The 20,946-nt window shown below is 69.3% G+C and carries 18 protein-coding genes and 1 pseudogene; 5 read left to right on the plus strand and 14 right to left on the minus strand.

The window, feature by feature from the left end; genetic code table 11:
• Positions 1-217: 217 nt before the first annotated feature.
• A complete protein-coding gene (locus ACN27E_RS09700) occupies positions 218-898 on the plus strand; it encodes a TetR/AcrR family transcriptional regulator (protein WP_422748580.1) in 681 nt (226 codons plus the stop codon).
• Here the strand turns inward: ACN27E_RS09700 and atzF are convergent.
• The 4 genes from atzF to ACN27E_RS09720 are packed head-to-tail and all read right to left on the minus strand — an operon-like array spanning position 877 to position 7,818.
• Positions 877-2,595, minus strand: a complete 1,719-nt coding sequence (atzF, locus tag ACN27E_RS09705; protein ID WP_422749765.1) for an allophanate hydrolase — start codon at positions 2,593-2,595, stop codon at positions 877-879. The genes ACN27E_RS09700 and atzF overlap by 22 nt on opposite strands.
• Before the next feature lie 35 nt (positions 2,596-2,630).
• On the minus strand, positions 2,631-6,278 hold the full coding sequence (uca, locus tag ACN27E_RS09710) for an urea carboxylase (protein ID WP_422748581.1): 3,648 nt from the start codon (positions 6,276-6,278) through the stop codon (positions 2,631-2,633).
• Positions 6,275-6,931 carry an urea amidolyase associated protein UAAP2 gene (locus tag ACN27E_RS09715; RefSeq protein ID WP_422748583.1) on the minus strand — a complete coding sequence of 219 codons (657 nt, stop codon included), beginning with the start codon at positions 6,929-6,931 and terminating at the stop codon, positions 6,275-6,277. The genes uca and ACN27E_RS09715 overlap by 4 nt, the downstream gene beginning before the upstream one ends.
• Positions 6,928-7,818, minus strand: a complete 891-nt coding sequence (locus tag ACN27E_RS09720; protein WP_422748585.1) for an urea amidolyase associated protein UAAP1 — start codon at positions 7,816-7,818, stop codon at positions 6,928-6,930. Before ACN27E_RS09720 ends, ACN27E_RS09715 begins: the two co-directional genes overlap by 4 nt.
• A gap of 226 nt (positions 7,819-8,044) precedes the next feature.
• Here ACN27E_RS09720 and ACN27E_RS09725 point away from each other — a divergent pair, with 226 nt between their 5' ends.
• Together ACN27E_RS09725 and ACN27E_RS09730 are read left to right on the plus strand one after the other, a co-directional pair.
• Positions 8,045-8,329: a YciI family protein gene (locus tag ACN27E_RS09725; RefSeq protein WP_422748587.1), complete on the plus strand. Its 285-nt coding sequence runs from the start codon at positions 8,045-8,047 to the stop codon at positions 8,327-8,329.
• 141 nt (positions 8,330-8,470) lie between these two features.
• A complete protein-coding gene (locus tag ACN27E_RS09730; protein ID WP_422748588.1) occupies positions 8,471-9,523 on the plus strand; it encodes an NAD(P)-dependent alcohol dehydrogenase in 1,053 nt (350 codons plus the stop codon).
• An 87-nt stretch (positions 9,524-9,610) separates the two neighbouring features.
• On the opposite strand, the gene ACN27E_RS09735 is transcribed toward ACN27E_RS09730, so the two are convergent.
• Positions 9,611-10,570: an alpha/beta hydrolase gene (locus tag ACN27E_RS09735; protein WP_422748590.1), complete on the minus strand. Its 960-nt coding sequence runs from the start codon at positions 10,568-10,570 to the stop codon at positions 9,611-9,613.
• Positions 10,571-10,982: 412 nt separating this feature from the next.
• Between ACN27E_RS09735 and ACN27E_RS09740 the strand changes: the two genes are divergently transcribed.
• Together ACN27E_RS09740 and ACN27E_RS09745 are read left to right on the plus strand one after the other, a co-directional pair.
• Positions 10,983-12,500 carry an APC family permease gene (locus ACN27E_RS09740; RefSeq protein ID WP_422749767.1) on the plus strand — a complete coding sequence of 506 codons (1,518 nt, stop codon included), beginning with the start codon at positions 10,983-10,985 and terminating at the stop codon, positions 12,498-12,500.
• 85 nt (positions 12,501-12,585) lie between these two features.
• On the plus strand, positions 12,586-13,116 hold the full coding sequence (locus tag ACN27E_RS09745) for a hypothetical protein (protein ID WP_422748592.1): 531 nt from the start codon (positions 12,586-12,588) through the stop codon (positions 13,114-13,116).
• Positions 13,117-13,165: 49 nt separating this feature from the next.
• Here ACN27E_RS09745 and ACN27E_RS09750 read toward each other — a convergent pair whose 3' ends face one another.
• The 9 genes and pseudogenes from ACN27E_RS09750 to ACN27E_RS09790 form a co-directional block, all read right to left on the minus strand.
• The gene (locus tag ACN27E_RS09750) at positions 13,166-14,176 is read right to left on the minus strand and encodes an NADP-dependent oxidoreductase (protein WP_422748594.1); all 1,011 of its coding nucleotides are present in this window, start codon (positions 14,174-14,176) and stop codon (positions 13,166-13,168) included.
• A 40-nt stretch (positions 14,177-14,216) separates the two neighbouring features.
• A pseudogene (locus ACN27E_RS09755) lies at positions 14,217-14,300 on the minus strand (hypothetical protein); the annotation flags it as partial.
• A 121-nt stretch (positions 14,301-14,421) separates the two neighbouring features.
• Positions 14,422-14,721: a hypothetical protein gene (locus ACN27E_RS09760; RefSeq protein ID WP_422748595.1), complete on the minus strand. Its 300-nt coding sequence runs from the start codon at positions 14,719-14,721 to the stop codon at positions 14,422-14,424.
• Positions 14,722-14,753: 32 nt separating this feature from the next.
• Entirely contained in the window at positions 14,754-15,737 is a 984-nt protein-coding gene (locus ACN27E_RS09765) for a hypothetical protein (protein ID WP_422748596.1), read from the minus strand.
• A complete protein-coding gene (locus tag ACN27E_RS09770; RefSeq protein WP_422748597.1) occupies positions 15,737-16,606 on the minus strand; it encodes a phage major capsid protein in 870 nt (289 codons plus the stop codon). The genes ACN27E_RS09765 and ACN27E_RS09770 overlap by 1 nt, the downstream gene beginning before the upstream one ends.
• A 233-nt stretch (positions 16,607-16,839) precedes the next feature.
• Positions 16,840-17,268, minus strand: a complete 429-nt coding sequence (locus tag ACN27E_RS09775; RefSeq protein ID WP_422748599.1) for a hypothetical protein — start codon at positions 17,266-17,268, stop codon at positions 16,840-16,842.
• Positions 17,268-17,864 carry a hypothetical protein gene (locus ACN27E_RS09780; RefSeq protein WP_422748600.1) on the minus strand — a complete coding sequence of 199 codons (597 nt, stop codon included), beginning with the start codon at positions 17,862-17,864 and terminating at the stop codon, positions 17,268-17,270. Before ACN27E_RS09780 ends, ACN27E_RS09775 begins: the two co-directional genes overlap by 1 nt.
• Entirely contained in the window at positions 17,861-19,198 is a 1,338-nt protein-coding gene (locus tag ACN27E_RS09785) for a phage portal protein (protein ID WP_422749769.1), read from the minus strand. Before ACN27E_RS09785 ends, ACN27E_RS09780 begins: the two co-directional genes overlap by 4 nt.
• The gene (locus tag ACN27E_RS09790) at positions 19,195-20,730 is read right to left on the minus strand and encodes a terminase TerL endonuclease subunit (RefSeq protein WP_422748602.1); all 1,536 of its coding nucleotides are present in this window, start codon (positions 20,728-20,730) and stop codon (positions 19,195-19,197) included. Before ACN27E_RS09790 ends, ACN27E_RS09785 begins: the two co-directional genes overlap by 4 nt.
• Between the last annotated feature and the right edge of the window lie 216 nt (positions 20,731-20,946).

The following is a 20,946-nucleotide window of genomic DNA, read 5'->3' on the forward strand; positions in this document are numbered from 1 at the left end:
GCGGTGCGAGTGTGGGATACGTCGATACGACGCCGCAGCGGCACATCGGTGTACCGCCCGCCTGTCAGTTGACAGTTTTCACGGGGCGTTCGGGCGATGGGTGTCGCCGAGGTAACCAATCGACGCCGCACGTAACCGATGCGTATCGCGCGTTTCTGTCGTGTGACAGAAACCGGAGGCCTTTCGGATCGCGCGGTTCGTGGTCCACGATGGACTCATGCCGCTGACCCGGGCCGGGCGCCCGCGCCTCACCACCCCGCGTCGACCGGGGGTGACTGCTCGTGACGAAATCCTCGATGCGGCAGGCGAATTGTTCACCACGCTGGGCTACGCGGGGACCTCCACCCGATCCATCGCCGAATCGGTCGGGATCCGGCAGGCGTCGCTGTACCACTACTTCCGGACCAAGGACGACATCCTCTGCGCCCTGCTGGGGCAGACGGTCAGCCCGTCCCTGTCGTTCATCCCCACGCTGCTCGGCGCGCAACCCGCCCTCACCGCGGCCGAGCACCTGCACGCGCTGGCCACGTTCGACGGCGGCCAGCTGCTGGCCGGCCGCTGGAATCTCGGCGCGCTGTATCTGCTGCCCGAACTGCGCGATGCGCGCCTGGAACCGTTCTGGTCGGATCGCGAGCGCCTGCGGCTGCACTATCTGGCGCTGAGCCGGGCGGTCGTCGAGCAGACCGGCGTGCACGAAGCGGCCGCCGACCTGCCGTTCCGGTTGGTGGAGTCGCTGGTGAACATGTGGTCGGTGCCCCCGGGTGACGAGCGTGAGCAGCTGCCGGTGCACGTGGCCGACGCCTGCATGCGGGTGCTGGGGATCACCGACCACGACATCCCCGCCCTGCGGGGACGCAGCGCCGCGGAGGTGGCGCGCTACACCGACTCGATGCGCTGAGGGGCTACGGCGGCGAGTTCGTCGAGATAGCTGCGCCAGTCGCCATAGGCCGAGATGTCCTCCCCGGCACGCCACGCGTCCAGCGCGCAGCCGAATCCGATCACCTCGACGCCGTCGGAGAGCGTGACCCGGCCCAGCGTCATCGGGGCGGGCAGGGCCGCGAGGAAGTCACCGAGCATCGCCGTGCCGATCAACCACACCTCACCACCGATCGACACCCCGTCCTGGGCGCCAACCCGGATCAGACCCGGTTTGAGCGGGGTGGTGTCCAGACGGGCCATCCGGTACAGCGGTGCGGTCGACACCGGGCCCAGCCAGCGCGCACCGCGCTGCTCGAGCTGCCAGGTGAGCGGCTGGCCCGACAGGTGCGCGCCCACCACCAGCAGCGGTACCGCCGCCGCGCCGGCCCGCACCGGCCACGGCTCCGGTGCGGGGCGCGCGAGGGCGGCCGCTCCGGGCTGGGCGACCGGTACGCTCGCAGCGATGACCCGTCGCGCCAGATCGAGCGCGAGCGCGTCGGCACCCGCCCGCGCCACGACCGAGACGCCGAACTGGGCGCCGTCGGCCGTCCCGGCGGGCACTGCGACCGCGCACAGGTCCATCAGATTGCAGAAGTTCGTGTAGGTGCCCAGGCGTGAATTGACGCCTACCGGATCGGCGGCCACCTCGGCGATCGTCGGATGTTCGGTGGTGGTCGGGATCAGCAGCGCATCGCAGTCGCCCCATTCGGCCAACGCGGCCCCGGTCAGTTCGGCCAACCGGACCCGGTCACGCAGCAGCCGGGTGGCCGGCACGCCACCGGCCGCCGCCACGATCGCGCCGACCGTCGGATCCACGTCGTCGGGATGGGAATCGACGAAATCGCCCACGGCTTCGTGCCGTTCGGCCACCAAGCCGCCGTCGTAGAGCAACCGCGCCGCCGCCAGGAAGGGTGTCAGATCGATCTCGACCAGGGTGCTGCCCGCGCTCTCGAGGCGGTCGCAGGCCGCGCGGAAGGCCGCCTGCCAGCCGGGCGACAGTGCGGGTAGTTCCCGCGGCACCGCCACTCGGGGCTCCGCCGGGGCGGCCAGCGGCGCGTCCGGGGGGAACGGCCGCGCCCCGCCCGCCATCACCCCCATCGCGGCATCGGCGGTGTCGATGTCCCGGGCGAACACCGTGACACAGTCATAGGACCGGCAGGCCGGGATCACCCCGTCGGTGGACACCACACCGTAGGTCGGTTTGATGCCGACGATTCCCTGCAGCGCGGCGGGCACCCGGCCCGAGCCCGCGGTGTCGGTGCCCACGGCCACGTCCACCAGCCCCAGGCTGACCGCGACCGCGGATCCGGCGCTGGACCCACCCGAGATGTACTCGGGTCGCCGGGCGTCGCGCACGGCGCCGTACGGGCTGCGCGTTCCGACCAGACCGGTGGCGAACTGATCGAGATTGGTCGCGCCGATCACGACGGCGCCGGCCGCGCGCAACCGGGCGACGGCGGGCGCGTCCGCGTCGGCCGGCGCCGTGGCGTAGCCGGGGCACGCGGCGGTGGTGGGCACCCCCTCGACGTCGACGTTGTTCTTCACCGCAACGGTCAGCCCGGCCAGCGGCAGATCCTCCCCCGCCGCGGTCGCGGCGTCGACGGACTGCGCGTCGGCGAGTGCGTCGGTCAACGGCCGCAACGTGATCCAGATCTCGGGTCGGTCGACGGCTTCGATCGCCGCGTAGGTGTCGCGCACCCGCTCGACGGCGGTCACGCCGGGATGTCCGTCAGGTCGTCCTCGGCCACCACCACCAGCGGCGTGCCGGGGTCCACCTGATGACCGGCCTGCACGAGCACATGGGTGACGACACCGTCGGCGGGTGCGGTCATGACGGTCTCCATCTTCATCGCCTCCAGAGCCAGCAGCGGCTGACCCGCGTGAACACGTTGTCCCACGGCGACGTCCACCTTCCATACGTTGGACGAGAACGGTGCGTCGATGCGCTGAGAGCCGTCGTCCACCACCAGATCGGGGTTCACCGCGATGCTGCGGGACTCGGCCTGATCGGCCCGGTCGAACTCACCGGCGGCGACCCACGCCGCGCGTTCGGCGGAGAAGGCGGCGTTCTGCCGGGCCCGGAACTCGTCGATCGAGGCGGCGTTGTCGGCCAGGAAGCGTTCGTGTTCCCCGAGATCGAAGGTGCCGTCGATGATCTCGACCGATCCGCGGCCGGCGGCGATGTCGGCCCGCATCTCGAGCAGCTCCTCGGCCGACACCGGATACCAGGAGATTCGGTCGAAGAAGCGCAGCAGCCACGGGCTGTCCGGGGCGAACGGGGCGGTATGCCGGTAGGTGCTCCACACCTGCGTGGTGCGGCCGACGAACTGATACCCGCCCGGGCCCTCCATCCCGTAGATGCACAGGTATGCGCCGCCGATGCCGACCGAGTTCTCCGCGGTCCACGTCCGGGCCGGGTTGTACTTCGTGGTGACCAGGCGGTGGCGCGGATCCAGCGGAGTGGCCACCGGCGCACCGAGATACACGTCGCCCAGACCGAGGGTGAGGTACTCGGCCGAGAACACCACATCCATCACGTCGGCCTGCGAATCCAGCCCGTTGATGCGCCGGATGAACTCGATGTTCGACGGACACCAGGGCGCGTCGTCGCGGACACCCGACACGTACCGGGCGATCGCCTCCCTGGTCGCCGGATCGTCCCAACTCAGCGGCAACCGCACCGACCTGCTGGGCACGACGAGATCCGAGGTGGCGGGCAGTTCCTCCTCCAGCTCGAACAGCGCGCCGAGCAGCCGGCCGATCGGCAGGGTCTGCGGATCGACGTGCACCTGCAGGGAGCGGATGCCGGGCGTGAGATCGACGATGCCCCGGATGGATCCCGTGCGGCGCGCCTCCTCGAGCCGGGTGTGCAGTGCGTGCACCCGGGCCCGCAGCGCGAGATCGAGCACCATGTCGCCGTACTCGACCAGGACGTTGTCATCGCCGCTGCGGCGGTAGGTGACGGCGGGAGCGCCGGCGGCCCGCCGTCGGGCCAGCACACCGTCGTCGCCGTCGGACGCACCGCGCACGACCCGCCGCGATGCGGCCCGCCGCACCGCGGCGGCGTCGGACCGCCCGGGTGCGTCGGCTGCGCGGACCGGGACGAATCGCACGGTGTCCCCGGGCCGCAGCTGGCCGAGTTTCCAGCGCTCCGCCGCGATCACCGTCACCGGGCAGACGAATCCGCCGAGGCTCGGACCGTCCGGTCCGAGCAGTATCGGTGTGTCACCGGTGAAGTCGAGCGCGCCGACCGAATAGGCGGTGTCGTGGATGTTGGACGGGTGCAGTCCGGCCTCACCACCGTCCGGGCGCGACCACTGCGGTCGCGGGCCGACCAGTCGCACTCCGGTGCGTGCCGAATTGAAGTGCACCCGGTAGGCGGTGGCGAACAGGGTCGCGATGTCCTGGCGGGTGAAGAACTCCGCAGCGGCGTGCGGACCCTCGGTGACCGCCAACTCCCATTCCGACGGGAGCGCCGGTCGCTGGTCGGCGGGGACGGTGCCGGGAACCGGGCCCCGCTGCGTTGCGGTGGCCGCGACCGCGCGCAGCACGTCACCGGTGACCAGTTGTCGGCCACCGTGACCGCCGAATCTGCCGAGCGTGAAGGTCGATGCGCTGCCCAGGTATTCGGGGATGTCGAGGCCGCCGGCGAACAGGACGTAACTGCGCAGCCCTGCCGTCTCGGCGGCACCGATGTCCAGCACGGCGCCGGCCTCGACATCGACGGGTTCCCACATCGGGACCGACTGACCGTCGACCGTGACCTCGCACTGTGCACCGGTGACGCAGACGGTCAGGCCGTGGGTGACCCGCAGGGCGGGCCCGGATGCGGTGCACTCCAGCCCTGGTGCACCGTCGGGATTGCCCAGCGCCCGGTTACCGAGGCGGAAGGACAGGTCGTCCATCGGCCCACTCGGCGGAACGCCCACATGCCACAGCCCGATTCGGCCCGGCAGGTCCTGCACGGTGGTCAGCAGACCGGGTCGTTCGACGGTGATGCGGGGACGCGGGTCCGCGACGGTCGCCAGTGTCGAGGTGCTGTGCACGGCGGCGCGCACGTCGTCGTGGACGAGGGCGGCGCGCAGCGTGCCGATATTGGTCTCGATGCCGTGCAGCACCGTCTCACCGAGCGCATCGCCGAGCCGGTCGAGCGCTTCGCCGCGTTCGGCTCCAGCGCCAATCACCTTGGCCAGCAACGGGTCGTAGGACGCGGTGACCTCGGTACCGTCCTCGATCCAGGTGTCGACACGCACGCTGTCGGGGAAGGTGATCGAGGTGACCGTGCCCGTGCTGGGCCGGTAATCGCGGAACGGGTCCTCGGCGTAGAGCCGCGCCTCGACCGCGTGGCCGTGCACGCGTACCGCCCCATCCACCGCCGAGGCGGTCAGGAAGTCCTTCTCCCCGCGGGCGAGCCGGAACATCCAGGCGGCCAGATCCACCCCGGTGACCGCCTCGGTCACCGGGTGCTCTACCTGCAGACGGGCGTTGACCTCCAGGAACGACGCCTCCTGGCGGACCGGGTCGTAGACGAATTCGACGGTGCCCGCCGAGCGGTAGGACACCGACGAGGCCAGCGCGCGCGAGGAGGCGTGCAGTTCGGCGCGCAGGGCTTCGGGCAGGGCCGGTGCGGGAGCCTCCTCGATGACCTTCTGGTTGCGCCGTTGCAGCGAGCAGTCGCGATCGCCCAGCGAGACGACGTGTCCGTCTCCGTCGCCGAAGATCTGCACCTCGACGTGGCGGGCTCCGTCGACGAATCGCTCGACGAACACGCCGGTGGCGCCGAAGCTCCGCTCGGCCAATCGGACGACGCGTCCGAACACGGTACGCAGTTCGGCGGCGTCCCGGCAGACCTGCATGCCGATGCCGCCGCCACCGCCGGTCGCCTTGAGCATGACGGGATAGCCGACGGTCTCGGCAGCCTCGACCGCCGCCGCGGCGTCGGCCAGTAGTTCCGAGCCGGCGAAGACGGGCACTCCGGCGGCGCGTGCGGCGGCCCGGGCGGTGTGCTTGGTGCCGAAGGCGCGCAGCTGTTCGGGCGTAGGTCCGACGAAGATCAGCCCGGCCGCCTCGACCGCCGCGGCGAAGTCGGCGTCCTCGGAGAGGAAGCCGTAACCGGGGTGGATCATGTCCGCCCCGGTGGCCCGGGCCGCATCGATGATCGCCTCGCCTCGTAGATAGCTTTCGCTCGGTGCGGCCGGCCCGAGTCGGACAGCGGTGTCGGCGAGCCGCACATGCGGCGCGCCGCGGTCGGCGTCGGAGAACACCGCCACGGTCCGCAGTCCGAGGGAGCGCGCCCCGCGCACGAGCCGTACGGCGATCTCACCGCGGTTGGCGATCAGAACGCTCTGCGGTGCGCTCACGGCCGCGTCACGATCATCCGGACCGGGGTCGGATCGAAAGCGTTGCAGGGGTTGTTGATCTGCGGGCAGTTCGAGATCAGCACCAGGGTGTCGACGTCGGCGCGCAGCGCGACGCGCTTGCCGGGGCCGGACAGTCCGTCGACGATCCCCAGTGCACCGTCGGGGTCGACCGGGACGTTCATGAACCAGTTGATGTTGCTGGCCAGGTCGCGGGCGCCGAGGCCGTAGCGCGCGCCTTCGATCAGGAAGTTCTCCATGCAGCCGTGCTGGGAGCGGGTGTGCTGGCCGTAGCGCAGCGTGTTGGATTCCTTCGAGCAGGCACCGCCGAGGGTGTCGTGCACCCCGACCTCGTCGGCTACCACCGTCATCAATGCCGTCCCGGTGTCGGCGCGCAGCACCGATCCGGTGGTGAGCGCGATACGCCCTTGGCGCGCAATGGTTTCCGGCGCCGAGTAGCGCACCGAGGTGTCCTCCGCGGCGTAGAGCAGACAATCGACGGCCTGGTTGCCGGCGACGTCGACGATCGTCAGCACGTCACCGGCGGCGACGATCGCCGACCAGGGTGCCCTGGCCGCGACCGGTTCGTCTCGGATGACGGTGCCGGCGACCAGCGCCGGCGGGGAGGTCGGCGGCGAGGTTTCGGTGGCGGTCACAGCACTCCTCGGGCGATGAGGTCGGCGTCGGTGTTGGCAATGGCCTGTCGGTGCTCGGGGCCGAGTTCGCCCACCAGCGCACCGTCGGCCAGCAGGTCGAGGTCGGCTCGGGCCGGCCAGGCGTGCACCTGCAGCGGCGAACAGGTGAACTCCGGGCGCGGATCGAGGGGGTGAGCGGTGTTGGCCAGCAACACGATCGCGTCCACATGCAGCAGCAGGTCCACCGCCGTCGCGGGTCCGGCCGACCCCCGCCAGCCGATCACCCCGTCGGCACCCACCCGCACGCCCTGGAAGAAGGACAGCGACGGAGGCAGGTCCCGTGGGCCCAGACCGTGTTTGAGCGCGCCGAGCAGCAGCAGTTCCCGCCCCGCCGGAGCGGCCGACTCGGGTGCACCGGAGCCGTATCGGGCGTCGTTGCCGGCGCGGGTGGTGGTGCCGGTGAGCGCGTCGTGGGAACCGGAGGTGTCGGCGACGACGGTGGCCAGCACCCGCCCGAAGCCACTGAGCAGCGGGTGGCCGGCGGTGAGATAGGCCTGCCAGGGCACCTTCACCGTGTCGGCGACGTTGAGCCGTTCGTGGGGCGCGTCGGCCCGGTGCACCAGCAGATGCGCGCAGGCGTCGCCGTCCGGGTCGGTCAGCCTGATCCTGGTGCCGCGCGCCAGTACCGCGGTGGTGTATCCGCCGGGCGCCACCGTCTCGGCCCACACGAGTCGTTCGCCCGGGACGCCGTCGGGAAGCCCCGGCGCCGTCGATGCCGGGATGTGGCGCATGTGTTCAGCGGTGCGGCCGTGCTGGGCGCGGGCGTGGGCGCGGGCGCCCGCGGTCGTGGCGGTGGCCGACGCCGGCGGATCGACGTCGGCATCGGGGGTGCGAAGATCGCTGGTCACAGACGGCTCCCTGAGCTCTGCGGCACCGCCTCCGATGGCGGCATTTCTGTCAGCTGACAGTTTTCGCGTCCGCGGTGCGCTCGTGGTTGCCGTCAGGTAACCGTTGCTCGCCGGCCGGTTACGAACGCGCTGCGCGTGTTTCTGTCGTGTGACAGGTATCGCGTCGACGTCGCACACCGACCCGACTGCCACGTCACATCAACCGACGTCCGATAGGGTTCGGCCCGTGTTCCATGTGCTGACGCTGACCTACCTGCAGCCGCTCGACGTCATCGATCAGACCCGCCCCGCCCACCTGGAGTGGCTGGGAAACGAGGTCGCCGGGGGCCGCATCCTGCTGGCCGGCCGGGTCGAGGCGCAGACCGGCGCCGTTCTGGTCACCGGCGACATCAGCGCCGAGGACGCCGACGGCCTGATCGCCGCCGACCCGTACCAGCAGGCCGGCGTGGTGCGCTACGAACGGGTGACGTTCAACGGGGCGTTCCGCGCCCCGGCGCTGTCAGATAGCTGACATATTCGCGGATGGGGATTAGTCACCGACCGCGTCTGGTTATTCCCTGGGAGCGCCGCATCGCCGCGGCCCTTCATGCCGGCTCAGCCCCGCCGCGCGAGCCGCAGTACCACAGAAGAAAAGACGTCCGAAGAGGTGTGTATGACCACGACTGTTTCCGCTTACGCCGCGACCTCGGCGACCGATCCGCTGACCGAGACCACGATCACCCGCCGCGATGTCGGCCCGCACGACGTGGCCTTCGACATCCACTTCGCCGGGATCTGCCACTCCGACATCCACACCGTCAAGGCGGAGTGGGGCCAGGTGAAGTATCCGCTGGTGCCGGGCCACGAGATCGCCGGGATCGTCACCGAGGTGGGCTCCGAAGTGACCAAGTATCAGGTGGGCGATCGCGTGGGGGTCGGCTGCTTCGTCGACTCCTGCCGCGAATGTGAGAACTGCCGCGCCGGTGAGGAGCAGTACTGCACCGGCGGCGGCATGACCGGCACCTACAACGGCGTCGGCCGCGACGGCCAACCCACCCAGGGCGGATACAGCGGCGCGATCGTCGTCGACGAGAACTACGTGCTGCGCATCCCCGACAGCATCTCCCTCGACGAGGCGGCGCCGCTGCTGTGCGCCGGCATCACCACCTACTCGCCGCTGCGGCATTGGGATGCCGGGCCGGGGAAGAACGTCGCCGTGATCGGGCTCGGCGGCCTGGGTCATCTGGCGGTCAAGATCGCCGTCGCCATGGGCGCCGAGGTCACCGTGCTCAGCCAGTCGCTGAAGAAGATGGAGGACGGCCTGCGGTTGGGCGCCAAGGACTACCGCGCCACCAGCGACCGCGAGACCTTCAAAGAGCTCGCCGGCCGGTTCGACCTGATCATCAACACCGTGTCGGCCAATCTCGACCTCGCCGACTATCTCAAGCTGCTCAAGCTGGACGGCACCCTGGTCGAGCTCGGTATGCCCGAGCACCCGATGGAGGTCCCGGCCGGGGCGCTGATCTTCGGCCGGCGCCGCATCGCCGGCTCACTGATCGGCGGCATCGCCGAGACCCAGGAGATGCTCGACTTCTGCGCCGAACACGACGTCCGCCCCGAGATCGAGGTCATCGCACCCGACTACGTCAACGAGGCCTACGAGCGCGTGCTCGCCAGCGACGTGCGCTACCGCTTCGTCATCGATACCGCGTCCCTGCGGAACTGATCCACCCGACAACGGCCGGAGTGCAGAAGCACTCCGGCCGTTGCCGTTTGTCGGACTAGACGTATGTCGGACTAGACGTATGTCGGACTAGACGCCCAGCGTGCGCTGGATGTCCGGCTTCATCTCCGCCAGCTGCGCTCCCCAGTACCCCCAGCCATGGGTGCCGTTCGGGGGAAAGTGGAACGTCGCGTTGCCGCCCCCGTCGTTGAGGTAGGCCTGCTGGAAGGCGCGGTTGCTGTCCTGGGTGATGCTCTCGAGCACCTGTCCCGGGATGTCGCCGCCGCCGCCGAGGTCACCGGGCCGGCCGCTACCGGTGTAGATCCACAGCCGGGTCCCGTTGGCCACCAGCCGGCCGGCCTGCAGCGTCGGATCGTTGCGCTGCCAGGCCGGTCCGCCGCCGGGTCCCCACATCGCCGTGGCGTCGAAACCGCCGGCGTCACGCATGGCGAAGCCGACGAGCGTCGGCCAGATGCCCTGCGACAGGTTCAGGAAGCCCGACAGGGACGCGGCGTAGCTGAACTGGTCGGGATGGTAGGCCGCCAGGATCAGTGCCGAGCTGCCCGACATCGACAGTCCGACCACGGCGTTGCCGCTCTGCGAGATGCCCTTGTTGGCGGCCAGGTAGGCCGGCAGCTCCGAGGTGAGGAACGTCTCCCACTGGTAGTTCTGGGTGCGGCCGTTGCCGACCGCCGGGGACTGCCAGTTGGTGTAGAAGCTCGACATGCCGCCCACCGGCATGACGACGGACAACCCGGACTCGTAGTAGTCCTCGAACGCCCTGGTCTCGATGTCCCAGCCGCTGTTGTCGTCGCGGGCGCGCAGCCCGTCGAGCAGATACACCGCCTTGGGTCCACCGCCCTGGAATTTGACGGGCACCGTCGTGCCCATCGCCGCCGAGGGCACCATCAGGGTCTCGACCGGCAGTCCCGGTCGTGAATAGGCCGATGCGGTCGCGGAGTTACCTGCGACGGCGATCAGGCCGGGCAGCACGAGTGCTGCCAGGGCGCCGGCCATCAACCGGCGGCCCGCACGCTGCATGAATCTCATCTGGTCAAGCCATCCTTCCGAGCCGCGTCGCGATGACGACGTGGCTGTGGTGAAAAGGAGTTGCGATCGGGCGCATCAGCGCGCCCCGCGTCGGGATGCCGCTGCTTGGCATCCGTTGCGCAGACCGGCCCGCCCGTGGGCAGCCGGTCACCCCGTATGTCGCTGCCCAGGTGCCCGTTGTTAACCCGCCGTCACGTCCTGTCACCTGACGTCATGTTTTGGTCACATCCCTTTGTAAACAGTGTGTGTCCTCCGGTTGTCGCAATCTCCCGCGGGTGCGACGCTCTTGTGCGGACTGCAGCGCCGCAGGCCCTCCATACCCCTCGATCCGAATCAGGAGACCGCGGTGAGCACTGAATCCGCACCTGTCGAGACACCGGCGCCCGCCGGTCTGAAGAAGGGCGCGATCGGCATGGTCGCGGTGATCTTCATGGCCGTGGCCAATGCCGCGCCGATCACGGCCATGACGGGCAATACCCCGATCGCGGTCGGTTTCGGCAACGGACTCGGCGCGCCCGCCGGGTTCCTGTTCGCGACGATCATCCTGACGCTGTTCGCGCTGGGCTATGTGGCGATGGCCAAACACATCACCACCACGGGCGCGTTCTACGGCTTCATCTCCCACGGCCTCGGTCAGGTCTGGGGAATGGCCAGCGGCATGCTGGCGACGTTCGCCTATGTGGTGTTCGAGGGTTCGCTGATCGGCGGCTGCGCGTATTTCGCGAATGACGCGGTGAACACCATCGTCGGCGTCGACATCCCCTGGCTGGTGTTCGCGGTGGCCGCGGTGGTGATCATCGGCGTGCTGTCGCACTTCCACATCAGCCTGGCCGCGGCGATCCTCGGTGTGACGCTGGTGGCCGAGGTGGTGGTGTTGTTCGCGCTGGCGTTCTCGGTGATCTTCTCCGGCGGTGGACCCGACGGATTCATGCTCGACAGGACGGTCCTGCTCAACCGGGCCTTCGAGAGTCTGCCCGCCGAAGCATTCGGTACCGCCGCGGCGGCCGGCTCGATGGCGATCGGTCTGTTCTTCGCGTTCTGGTCGTGGGTCGGCTTCGAGACCACCGCCGTCTACGGCGAGGAATCGCGCAACCCGAAGAAGATCATCCCGCGGGCCACGCTCATCGCCGTGATCGGTCTCGGACTGTTCTACACCTTCATCTCGGCGATGGTGCTCGCCGGTAACGGCGCCAAGGCGTCGGTCGAGGCATCGATCAGTTCGTCACCGCTGGATCTGTACTTCAGCCTGGTGCAGGCGAACCTGGGCACCTTCCTGCTCGACGTGTACAAGATCCTGCTGGTGATCGGATCGTTCGCCTGCGCGTTGGCGTTCCACAACGCCGCATCGCGCTATCTGTACGCGCTGGGTCGCGAGATCCCCGCCGATTCGGTGCGCCGGACCGTCGGCAGCACCCACGCCACGCACGGGTCGCCCTATGTGGCCTCGGCCATCCAGAGCGCCATCACGCTGGTGATCGTGCTGTTGTTCGCCGGCTTCACCGCGGTGCAGGTACCCGACGCCGACGGCGTGCCCGTCGACACCCCGTCACTGGTGCCCTACACCAACATCTACGGTCTGCTCGCGCTGATCGGCACCGCGGCGATCCTGCTGGTGCAGGCGATCTGCTCGGCGGCGGTGGTCTCCTACTTCTGGGTGCGCAAGACCCATCCCGGCAACGTCATCACCACGCTGATCTGCCCGTTGATCGGTGGTGTGGCGATGCTCTACGTGGTGTGGCTGCTGTGGGACAACCGGGCCTTCGCCGCCGGTTATGCGTCGGAATCCCTGGTGTTCAAGACCGGCCCGTATCTCATCCTCGCCGTGTTCGTGATCGGTCTGGCGTACGCGCTGTGGCTGCGCTTCGCCCGCCCGGCCGTCTACGCAGAGATCGGCCGCACGGTTATGGAGGACACCCACGAACGCGCCTGACCGCGCCCCCTGAAGGATCCAACAATCCCCCGCCAGCCGCCCGGTCCGCGATAGCGTGACGCGACACCGACGGTCGGGAGGACCATTGAACATCACGCTGACACGCACCGCCGCGACCGCGGCCGCGCTCGTCCTGGGCGCGGCCGCGGCGACCGTCGGAGCCGGTACTGCCGCCGCGCAGCCGGCGGTCTTCGCTCTGCCCGCGTGCTACGGGATGGGCACTCCGCCGGTCGAACGGCCCGGCCAGGTCGGGTTCCAGACGTGCGCGGACGGATCGAAGGAACTGACGAACCTCGTCTGGGACCGCTGGGGACCCGATGGTGCGACCGGTCGCGGTCTGTACTCGTATCAGGTGTGCGAACCGAACTGCGCCGCCGGATACCGCGAGGAGTTCCCCGCGGTCGTCCACGCCGACGAGCCGCTGCCCGCCGCTCCGACGTCGAACTGCCCGGCCGGGACGAATTTCTACGCCAATCTGATCGTCGCGTTCCCCGAGGGCGTCCCGTCCCCGACTCAGAGCCCGACCAATTCGAGGTTCCGCGGTATGCCTGCGGCGCTCTACAGCACGGTCGGTACCGACGATTCCGGCTTCTATCTGGGCACCATCACCTGCTGACCGAACCCCTCACCCGGCCTTTCGTCGATCGACGCGCCGGGTGGCCGGTTCAGTCGGCGATCCGCACCAGCATCTTGCCGATGTTGGCGCCGGTGAACAGTCCGTTGAGTGCGTCGACACACGACTCGATGCCCTCGTACACCGTCTCGCGGTGGGTCAGCAGACCCTCGGCCTCCCATCCGCGCAGTGCGGCGAAGGCCTCGTCGAAGCGGCCCCATTCGTCGAGGGCGTTGAAGCCCTGCATGGTGGCCGTCCTGGCGAGCAGGTTGACGTAGTTGGCCGGTCCGGGGTGATCGCCGGTGAGATAGCTGGAGATCACCCCGCACAGCACCACGCGCGCCTTCGGTGCGAGCCGTCCGAGCACCGCGTCGAGAATGGGCCCGCCGACGTTGTCGAAGTAGACGTCGACGCCGGTGCGGCAATGGTGTTTCAGCCCCGCCGCCACGTCGTCGGCCCGGTAGTCGATGCACGCGTCGAAGCCGAAGTCCTCGACCACCGCGCGGCACTTCTCGGGCCCGCCCGCGATGCCGACCACCCGCGCGCCGGCGATCTTGGCGATCTGGCCGGCCACCGATCCGGTCGCCCCGGCGGCGGCCGACACCACGACGGTCTGCCCGGGCTGCGGCCGGCCGATGTCGTGCATGCCGAAGTAGGCGGTGGCGCCGGTGGGTCCGTAGATCGACATCACCGCGCGATGGTCGGCGGCGGGATCGTCGACGAGGGTGCAGAAGATGTCGTCGCGGACGATGACGTATTCCTGGAACCCGGTCAGCGTCGTGACGACGTCACCGACGCTGTAGGCGGGGCAACGGGAGGCCACGACCACCCCGATGCCCGCGGCGCGGATGACCTCGCCGAGCTGCACCGCCGGCAGGTAGCCGGGTTGGTCGTTGAGCCAGGTGCGCGCCGCCGCGTCGATCCCGACGTAGGTGACGCGTACCAGCGCCTCCCCCTCGGCAGGTTCCGGCGCGGGGCTGCTGATCAGCTCGGTGTCTTCGGGCGCGACGAGCCCGTGCGGGCGTCGACGCAGCAGGATCTGGCGGTTGGTCAGCTCGGGCACATGTCGAAGTTACCCAAACCGCTTGCCGCACAGGGCCGTTCTAGAAGTCCCAGTCCTCGTCTTCGGTGTTGACGGCCTTGCCGATGACGTAGCTGGAGCCCGAGCCGGAGAAGAAGTCGTGGTTCTAATCAGCTACCTGATCAGGGCCGCGAGACCGTCTCGACGTGCTGAAACACATCACCGTAGTTCACTCTAGTTATCTGTAACTGTGGGCAGATTGTGGGCACGGCGTGGGCACGGCTCTGCTAGGTGACCCGCTTGAGGATTGCCTCGTAGTGATGCAGCCTCCCCCGCAGCACGTGCCGTTCCACCGAGCCGTCTACGAGGTAGGCGACGCCGCCCCAGTGGATCACGGCCGCGCCCACATCGGCGGGCAGATCGACGGTCGGGGCCAGGACGGCGCGGTAGCGGGTGATCACGAACTCGGCATTCGCTGCGACGGTGGCGTCGGTGTCGAGGGCGACCACCTCGGCGCGGACGGTGGCCTCTCGCGGCTCGGTGACGGCGTTCCCGTGGGCGTCCTCGCGGGGCGGCTTGGCGGGCACTTGCCAGACGATCCGAACACTGTCGTGGAGGATCACTGCGCCCGCTTCCGGTACCGGTTGAGCACGAACATCTCCGCGAGCGTCCAGCCCTGGAAGCCACCGCGTAGGCCGACGCTGCCCACGGTCGAATCGAGCTGCTCGGGGTTGGCGACCAGTCGGGCCGAGGCCATCGTGATCACGGCCGCGATCTCGTCGTTTGGGACCATGCCGGTGAATCCCTGATCGCGGGTGTAGGCCTTCGCCATGAGGGTCACGATCGGCACCGCCTGCGCCGCCAGCGCGAGCAATCCGGCATCGGCGGGCTGGCCGAGGAATGCGGCGACGGCGCGGGCCTCGGCGCTCACCTCGGGCAGCGGTTCGGGCTCCGGGTCCGGCTCCTCCGGGTCCGGCTCCTCGGGGTCCGGGTCTTCCGGCTCTTCGGGGTCCTCCGGGTCGGGCTCGGGGTCGGGCTCCGGTGCCGGGTTGGCGACCTTGGCCTTCGCCGATGACGGCGAGGCGAACGCCGCACCGTCCCAGGCGTAGTCGTACTGCGCGGTGTCGGCGGTGCTGCCGTCGAAGTACCCGGCGATCGGCGAATCGGCGTAGTCCACCCGAAGGTCTACGAGGCCCAGTTGCCCATTCGTCGGCGTCCACAGCACCAGCTCGACGGCGCTGCCGGTGTCCCCTGGCAGGATCGCGCTGGTGATGGTGCGCCACTCGTAGCCGGTGGTGTTGTTGACCTCTGCGCCCTGGCGTGACGATCCCACCGGCCGCACTCCGATGCGGGGCGTCCCGCCGGCGGACGGCGCGATGATCAGCGCCGTGATCTTGAACGCGGCGGCGGCGACCGGGACACCGGGCAGGACGATGGCCGTCTCGGCGAACGATCCCATGCGGTTGCGCGTGACGCCATTCACGTCACGGGCGGCTACATCGCCGACCGACCACGCGCCACGCGAGAGGTCGGGGAAGCTCGGACGCGGGCACTGGTTCGCGCCGAGCTTGTCCCCGACCACCCAGTACGTCGGGTGCGGCATCAGATCGTGATGCCGGTCAACCGAACCACGGCCTCGGGATTCAGCGGGGCCGCGTCGTAGCGGCACACAACCCGTAGCGCCTGCTGGTCGTACTGACCGAAAGTCTGATCGAGAATCTTGACGGTCGGTGCCATGTCGCGCGCGACGGCGACCTGACTGAAGTCGATCAGCGCCGCGCGCGCGGTCGGCGTCTGGCCGGTGGTCGACGGTATCCGGCTGCTGATGACGACGCCGTGACCGAGCAACGTGTACCCGTTGGCGGCGGTCACGTCGCTCTCGACGATGTAGCGGCCATCGGCGTCCTTGACCTTGCGCAACCCGACCAGTTCGCGGCTCGTCATCACCCACTTGAGCGCGGGCACATTGACGTTCGCGGCCAGCGCCATCGCCTCCGCGTCGTGCAGGGTGTCGAGTTCCAGCGGACCGTCCACCGCGAGGCTCTGTACTCCTGTCCAGGCGAACATGCCGCGCGGGGTGGTCACGCCGTCGCCGGACGCCGAGAACAACTGGCTGTCCAACTTCGCAGCAACGTCGGTGACCAGCCGATCCTTCAGTGCCGCATCCAGTGCCACGACGCTCTGACGTGCGAGTTCGTTACTGAATCTCGTCAACGTCTTGAGGCTCTTCATGGTGCTGGGCAACAGCCGGACCTCATCGAATCCGGGATCGGACTCGGGGATCAGCTCGTTCTCCCCGACCCACGTGACCGTGGTCGGACCGCCGAGCTTGGGGATGCGCAGTTCGCTCGCGGTGTCGAACACGCGCGGGCTGGAAGCCAAGAATTTGCTGGCCTCTTCGAGCGGCTTGACGAGGATCGCGGCGACCTGCTCGCGAGTCAATTCGGTTGCGGAAGTAGTGGATACGGCCACGGTGAGACTCCTGTGCGTTCAGCGGAATGGTCACGCCGACCGCCGGGGTCGCTGCGCAGGATGGGCACCGGGCCCGCTCACAGGGTAACGCGCCCGGTGCGGCCGCGGCTTGACCGCACCAAGCGCGCCTCACCCCCGCTGGCGGATCAGGACAACGGGGGCAAGATCACCGGCCCATAGATTCCATACATTCCAGCTCTGCGAACCCGGAATGTATGGCATCTATGGGGAATCTATGCCCGACTGCGCAGCAGCCCCGCAAGGTCGACCGAGCCGGTTACCGCTCCCCCGGCACCCTGGCCGATGTCGCCGTGCGGGGTCCGGGACGCCAGGTGTGGTTTCCGGGCCAGCAGATCGTCTATCGCCGCGGTGAGCTTGTCCGCGTCGTCCAGGTGCTCGGCGTCGAACGGCAGGTCCGACGCATCGGCCAAGCGGCCCGTCGCTGCCACCAACGAGGTGTGGAGCCGCTGCGCGATGGCGTCGGCCTGACCGGCGCGCTCGCGGTATCCGGCGGACTCCTTGCGCAGCTTCTCGACGTAGGCACGCGGGAACGTCTCGGCGTCGTCGTCGGGCTCGGCGTCGTCGTCGGGCTCCTCGGTGGTGGGCTCCTCCTCGGTCTCCCTGGTCTCCTCGGTGGTGGTGTTCTCGTCTTGCTCGGGCACTATCGTCTCCTTTTCGATACGGGTTGAATACGTTCTACGACAACGGGTTTGGGGGTACAGCTACAGCCCTTGTGTGTCGGCATCGGGTGATCGGCGGGCCAGACCCGGCCGTCGCGCGCCCACCACTGGCAGAGCTGGCAGGCACCACCGGAGATGTCCCGTACCCACCCGGTTACGGCGGGTTGGCGGTCCATCGCCTCGCTGATCGCACGCGCGGCGGTCTCGAGCGGTTCCGACCGGGCCAGTCGGCGGATGATCTTGTCGGGTACCGGGCTTTCGTCGGCGACCTCGAGCACGGTTTCTGCGGCCTTGGTCAGTCGCGGCAAGTCCTCCACCGGCGGCGTCAGACCGAGGACCGGCACGGGCTCGGCGGTCGCGAGCATTATCGACGCGGACACCGACAGATCGGCCAGCGCGTAGACCGTCGAGTTGGCCTGCGCGATCAGCGATGCCAGGAACGCGACGAACTCGCCGGCGGTGTAGGTGATCCCGCTCGCCCCGACGCCGAACGCGCCACCGAGGAATCCGCCGTAGAGCGCGACGGCCTGCGCCTCGGTCGCGTCGGCGACGGCCAGCAGCTCGTCCCGGTACGTCACGAGGCCGCGATTTGCCGCAGGTCCACCCCGGCACCGTCCAGGGCCTCCTGACGGCGGGCGGTGCGAATCTGGGTGATCTCGTCGTCGGAGTATCCGAGCTTCGCCAGCGCGAACGATGCGGGCAGCAGCCCGGCCGCGAACAACTTGGTCACCGCGTCGGCCTCCTGTGCCACCGATCGCGTGGCGGCGTCGGCCCACTGCACCCGCACGTCAACCGAGGCCGGGTCAACGCCGTCACGGACGGCCACGATGAGCCGGCCCACCTGCTCCCACGCGCGCCCGAACGTCGCCTGTCGGGCCTCGGCGCGGGCGGTCAGGCTGGCCTCGGCGGCGCGCAGCGCATCGGCGGACGTGGGCTGCTGGGTGAGCTGGCCGAGGAAGTGCGCGGGGAGCGCGGACACGGCCATTATCTGCGCGGTCAGCACCCGAACCGCTGCCTCATACGCACCGAGGTCGGCGGCGGGCAGGCTGCCGAACTTGCCGGCCGCGTCCTCGTTGACCAACATGCGGTCGCCCTCACCGAATGGGCTCACGGCCTCCATCAGCGGTTCCCCGGTGTCGAGGTCCACCACCGGCAGGCCGTCCGCGTCGAGCTTGGGCCGCTCCTCCAATTCGAGCCCGGTCGCGTATCGGCGGGGCCGCGCGTAATACTCGGAGCCGACCAGCATGTCCGCGAGGACCTTGTTCATCGCGTTGACCAGCGGGATCAAGTCCGCGATCTCCGAGGTACCGCGCTCGGACAGCAGCATGTCCGTGTTCGACAGCGGCACGAGCGGCACGACGCCGAGCGGGTTCGGGATGGTCTCGACCTGCTCGAAACCGGCGATGGTCGCGCCGATCGTCGTCGCCCGGTAGCGCACGATCCGATCCGGCAAGTACAGCACCGCCCAGGTGCATTGTGCCTGCTCATCGGCCCATCGCTTGACCGCCGCGACGACCTGCCGCGTCGCCGGGTCACGCTGGACGGCGACCTGACGGCTGGACTCGATAGCCACCGAGGGCCGACCGTTCCGCGCCCACACCGACACGTACGAGTCGCCCAGCAGCAACGCCTCACGATGCGCGACGCCGCTGAGCTGGTCCATGTCACACCGAATCCAGTCAGCCCAGATGTCCGCGCCAGCAAACCCAGTGATCCGCAACCGCTCCGCCAGCGACGTGATCTGCACGCGCGGGATGTTGCTGCACAGGACGCCGAACCTGCTGCCCAGAGCGGCCTTTGCCTCCGGCGACAGGAACGCTAGCGGCTGCTCACCACGGTAATACTTGTCCAGTTCCGTTGTGCAACTGATGTTTTCGTCGATCTTCTGCAACAGACTCTCTAGGGTATTCATGACGCGAAGCTCCTCGCTCTCTTTCGTTTCCGGTGGTTGTGGATCCAGGTGGCGCGGCTGTGACACATGACCATCGCCACGGCGGCGTCGATCCGCCGGCGCGAGTGCCGTTTCTCCTTCGCCAACCTGACGCCCCTGGCGTCCTCGGTCACCGTCGCGTTGGCGATGTGCCGCGCCAGATCGGCGTTGCCGCTGTGGGTCATCTCCCCGTTGATCGCAGCCTGGTACGCGTCGGTGGTCGCCGGGGTCAGCCGCGCCGCCGTCTGGTTGAACTCGGTCACCGGCAGCCCCTCACCCGCCAGCAGCGCCAACGACCTTTGCCACCGAAATGGATCAGCGGTCAGCTCGGCCACTCGCCAGCGCTTGGCCGCGTCCCGGATCGTCTGCTCAACCTCCAAGATCGGCACCCGCCAATCCGGTGAATCGTCCGGCGGCGACCACAGGCCCACGAGGTCGAAATGCGGCGTCGCGCTCACCGTTGCCGCGACCACGGCCGTCGCGTCGCCGTTGAACGAACCGTCCAGCGCAAGCACGATCCGCGAGCCGTCCGGGATCGGCTCACCGGTCGACAGCGCATCCCACGCGCCGGCCGGAAGGAACGAGGCGTCATCGTGCTCGACCCACTCGGCCAGACGGGCACGCCGGAACTCGCTCTCTCGGCTCCGAGGCGGCAGCGCGGCCCGCAGGTGCTCGCGGCTGACCAGATCGTCAATGCCCGGTATCCGGTCCCAGCAGCACGGGCAGTCCACCGCGTGCGTGATGTCGCCGCCGTGCTCGACCAACCGGAAGTCCGGCGATGTCGTCGTGCGGCCTTCCAGCACCAAATCCAGCATCGGACTGGCCTCGCGCCAGGTCGGCGGCGACGGAGTGCCGATGGCGAGTAGCTGCGAGGTCTCGCGCTTGCCCGTCGAGTGCAACAGGCTCTCGTAGGAGTCGCGGCGACAGAACCCGATCTCGTCCATGATCGCCAACGAGGCGTCTTCGCCCTCGATGCGCGCGGCCTCGGCGGGCAGCGCGATGATTTGGGAGTCCGTGCGCTCGACCACGAGCCGGTCACGGTACGGGCGGACCCTCTTCGCGAGTTCGGGATTCAGCGCCGTCATCCTGGCCGCCGTCGCCAGCAGGCGCAGCGCCGACCGCTCATCTTGGGCCACCACCACCGCCCGCGCGCCCGGTAGATCGCCGAACACGTGGTACAGCGCCAGCGCCGCCGTCAACGTGCTCTTGCCGCATCCGCGAGGCAGCACCCACAACGCGATCTTGACGGCCGGATCGTCCAGCACGGTCGCCACGAGTTCGCGTTGCCACCGCCGCACCCGGAACGGCGCCGACGCACCCGCACCCTTGGGCGTGATGATGAACCGCTCGGCGAACGACTGGAACCGGCGCGAGCCCACCGAGCGCGGTCGCCACGGCAACGGTGTCAGGTCAGCAGCGAGCTTGGGGCCTGGCTTACCCACCGACACCGCCTGACGCCGGGGTATTAGATCGGGTCTCGGCCTTGACCGAGGAGTCCCGCTCCGAGCGGTCACCCCCAACCCGGGTGGGCTTCGCACCACGTGCGGCACCGGCGAGGCGGTTGCACGGTCCACAAAGTACCTGAATATCCCTGAGCCGCAACGCTTTTCCTGCATCCTTCCGCGCCCACGCGGCCGGCGTGTGGTCGGCTTGCAGGTCCGTCGTCGCGCCACAGCGACCGCAGAACGGTTGCGCCTTGCGGGCTCGACGCGAGAGCGCGTCCCATCGAC

Origin of the sequence: Mycobacterium sp. WMMD1722, assembly GCF_049315205.1 — a bacterium.
GTDB lineage: Bacteria > Actinomycetota > Actinomycetes > Mycobacteriales > Mycobacteriaceae > Mycobacterium.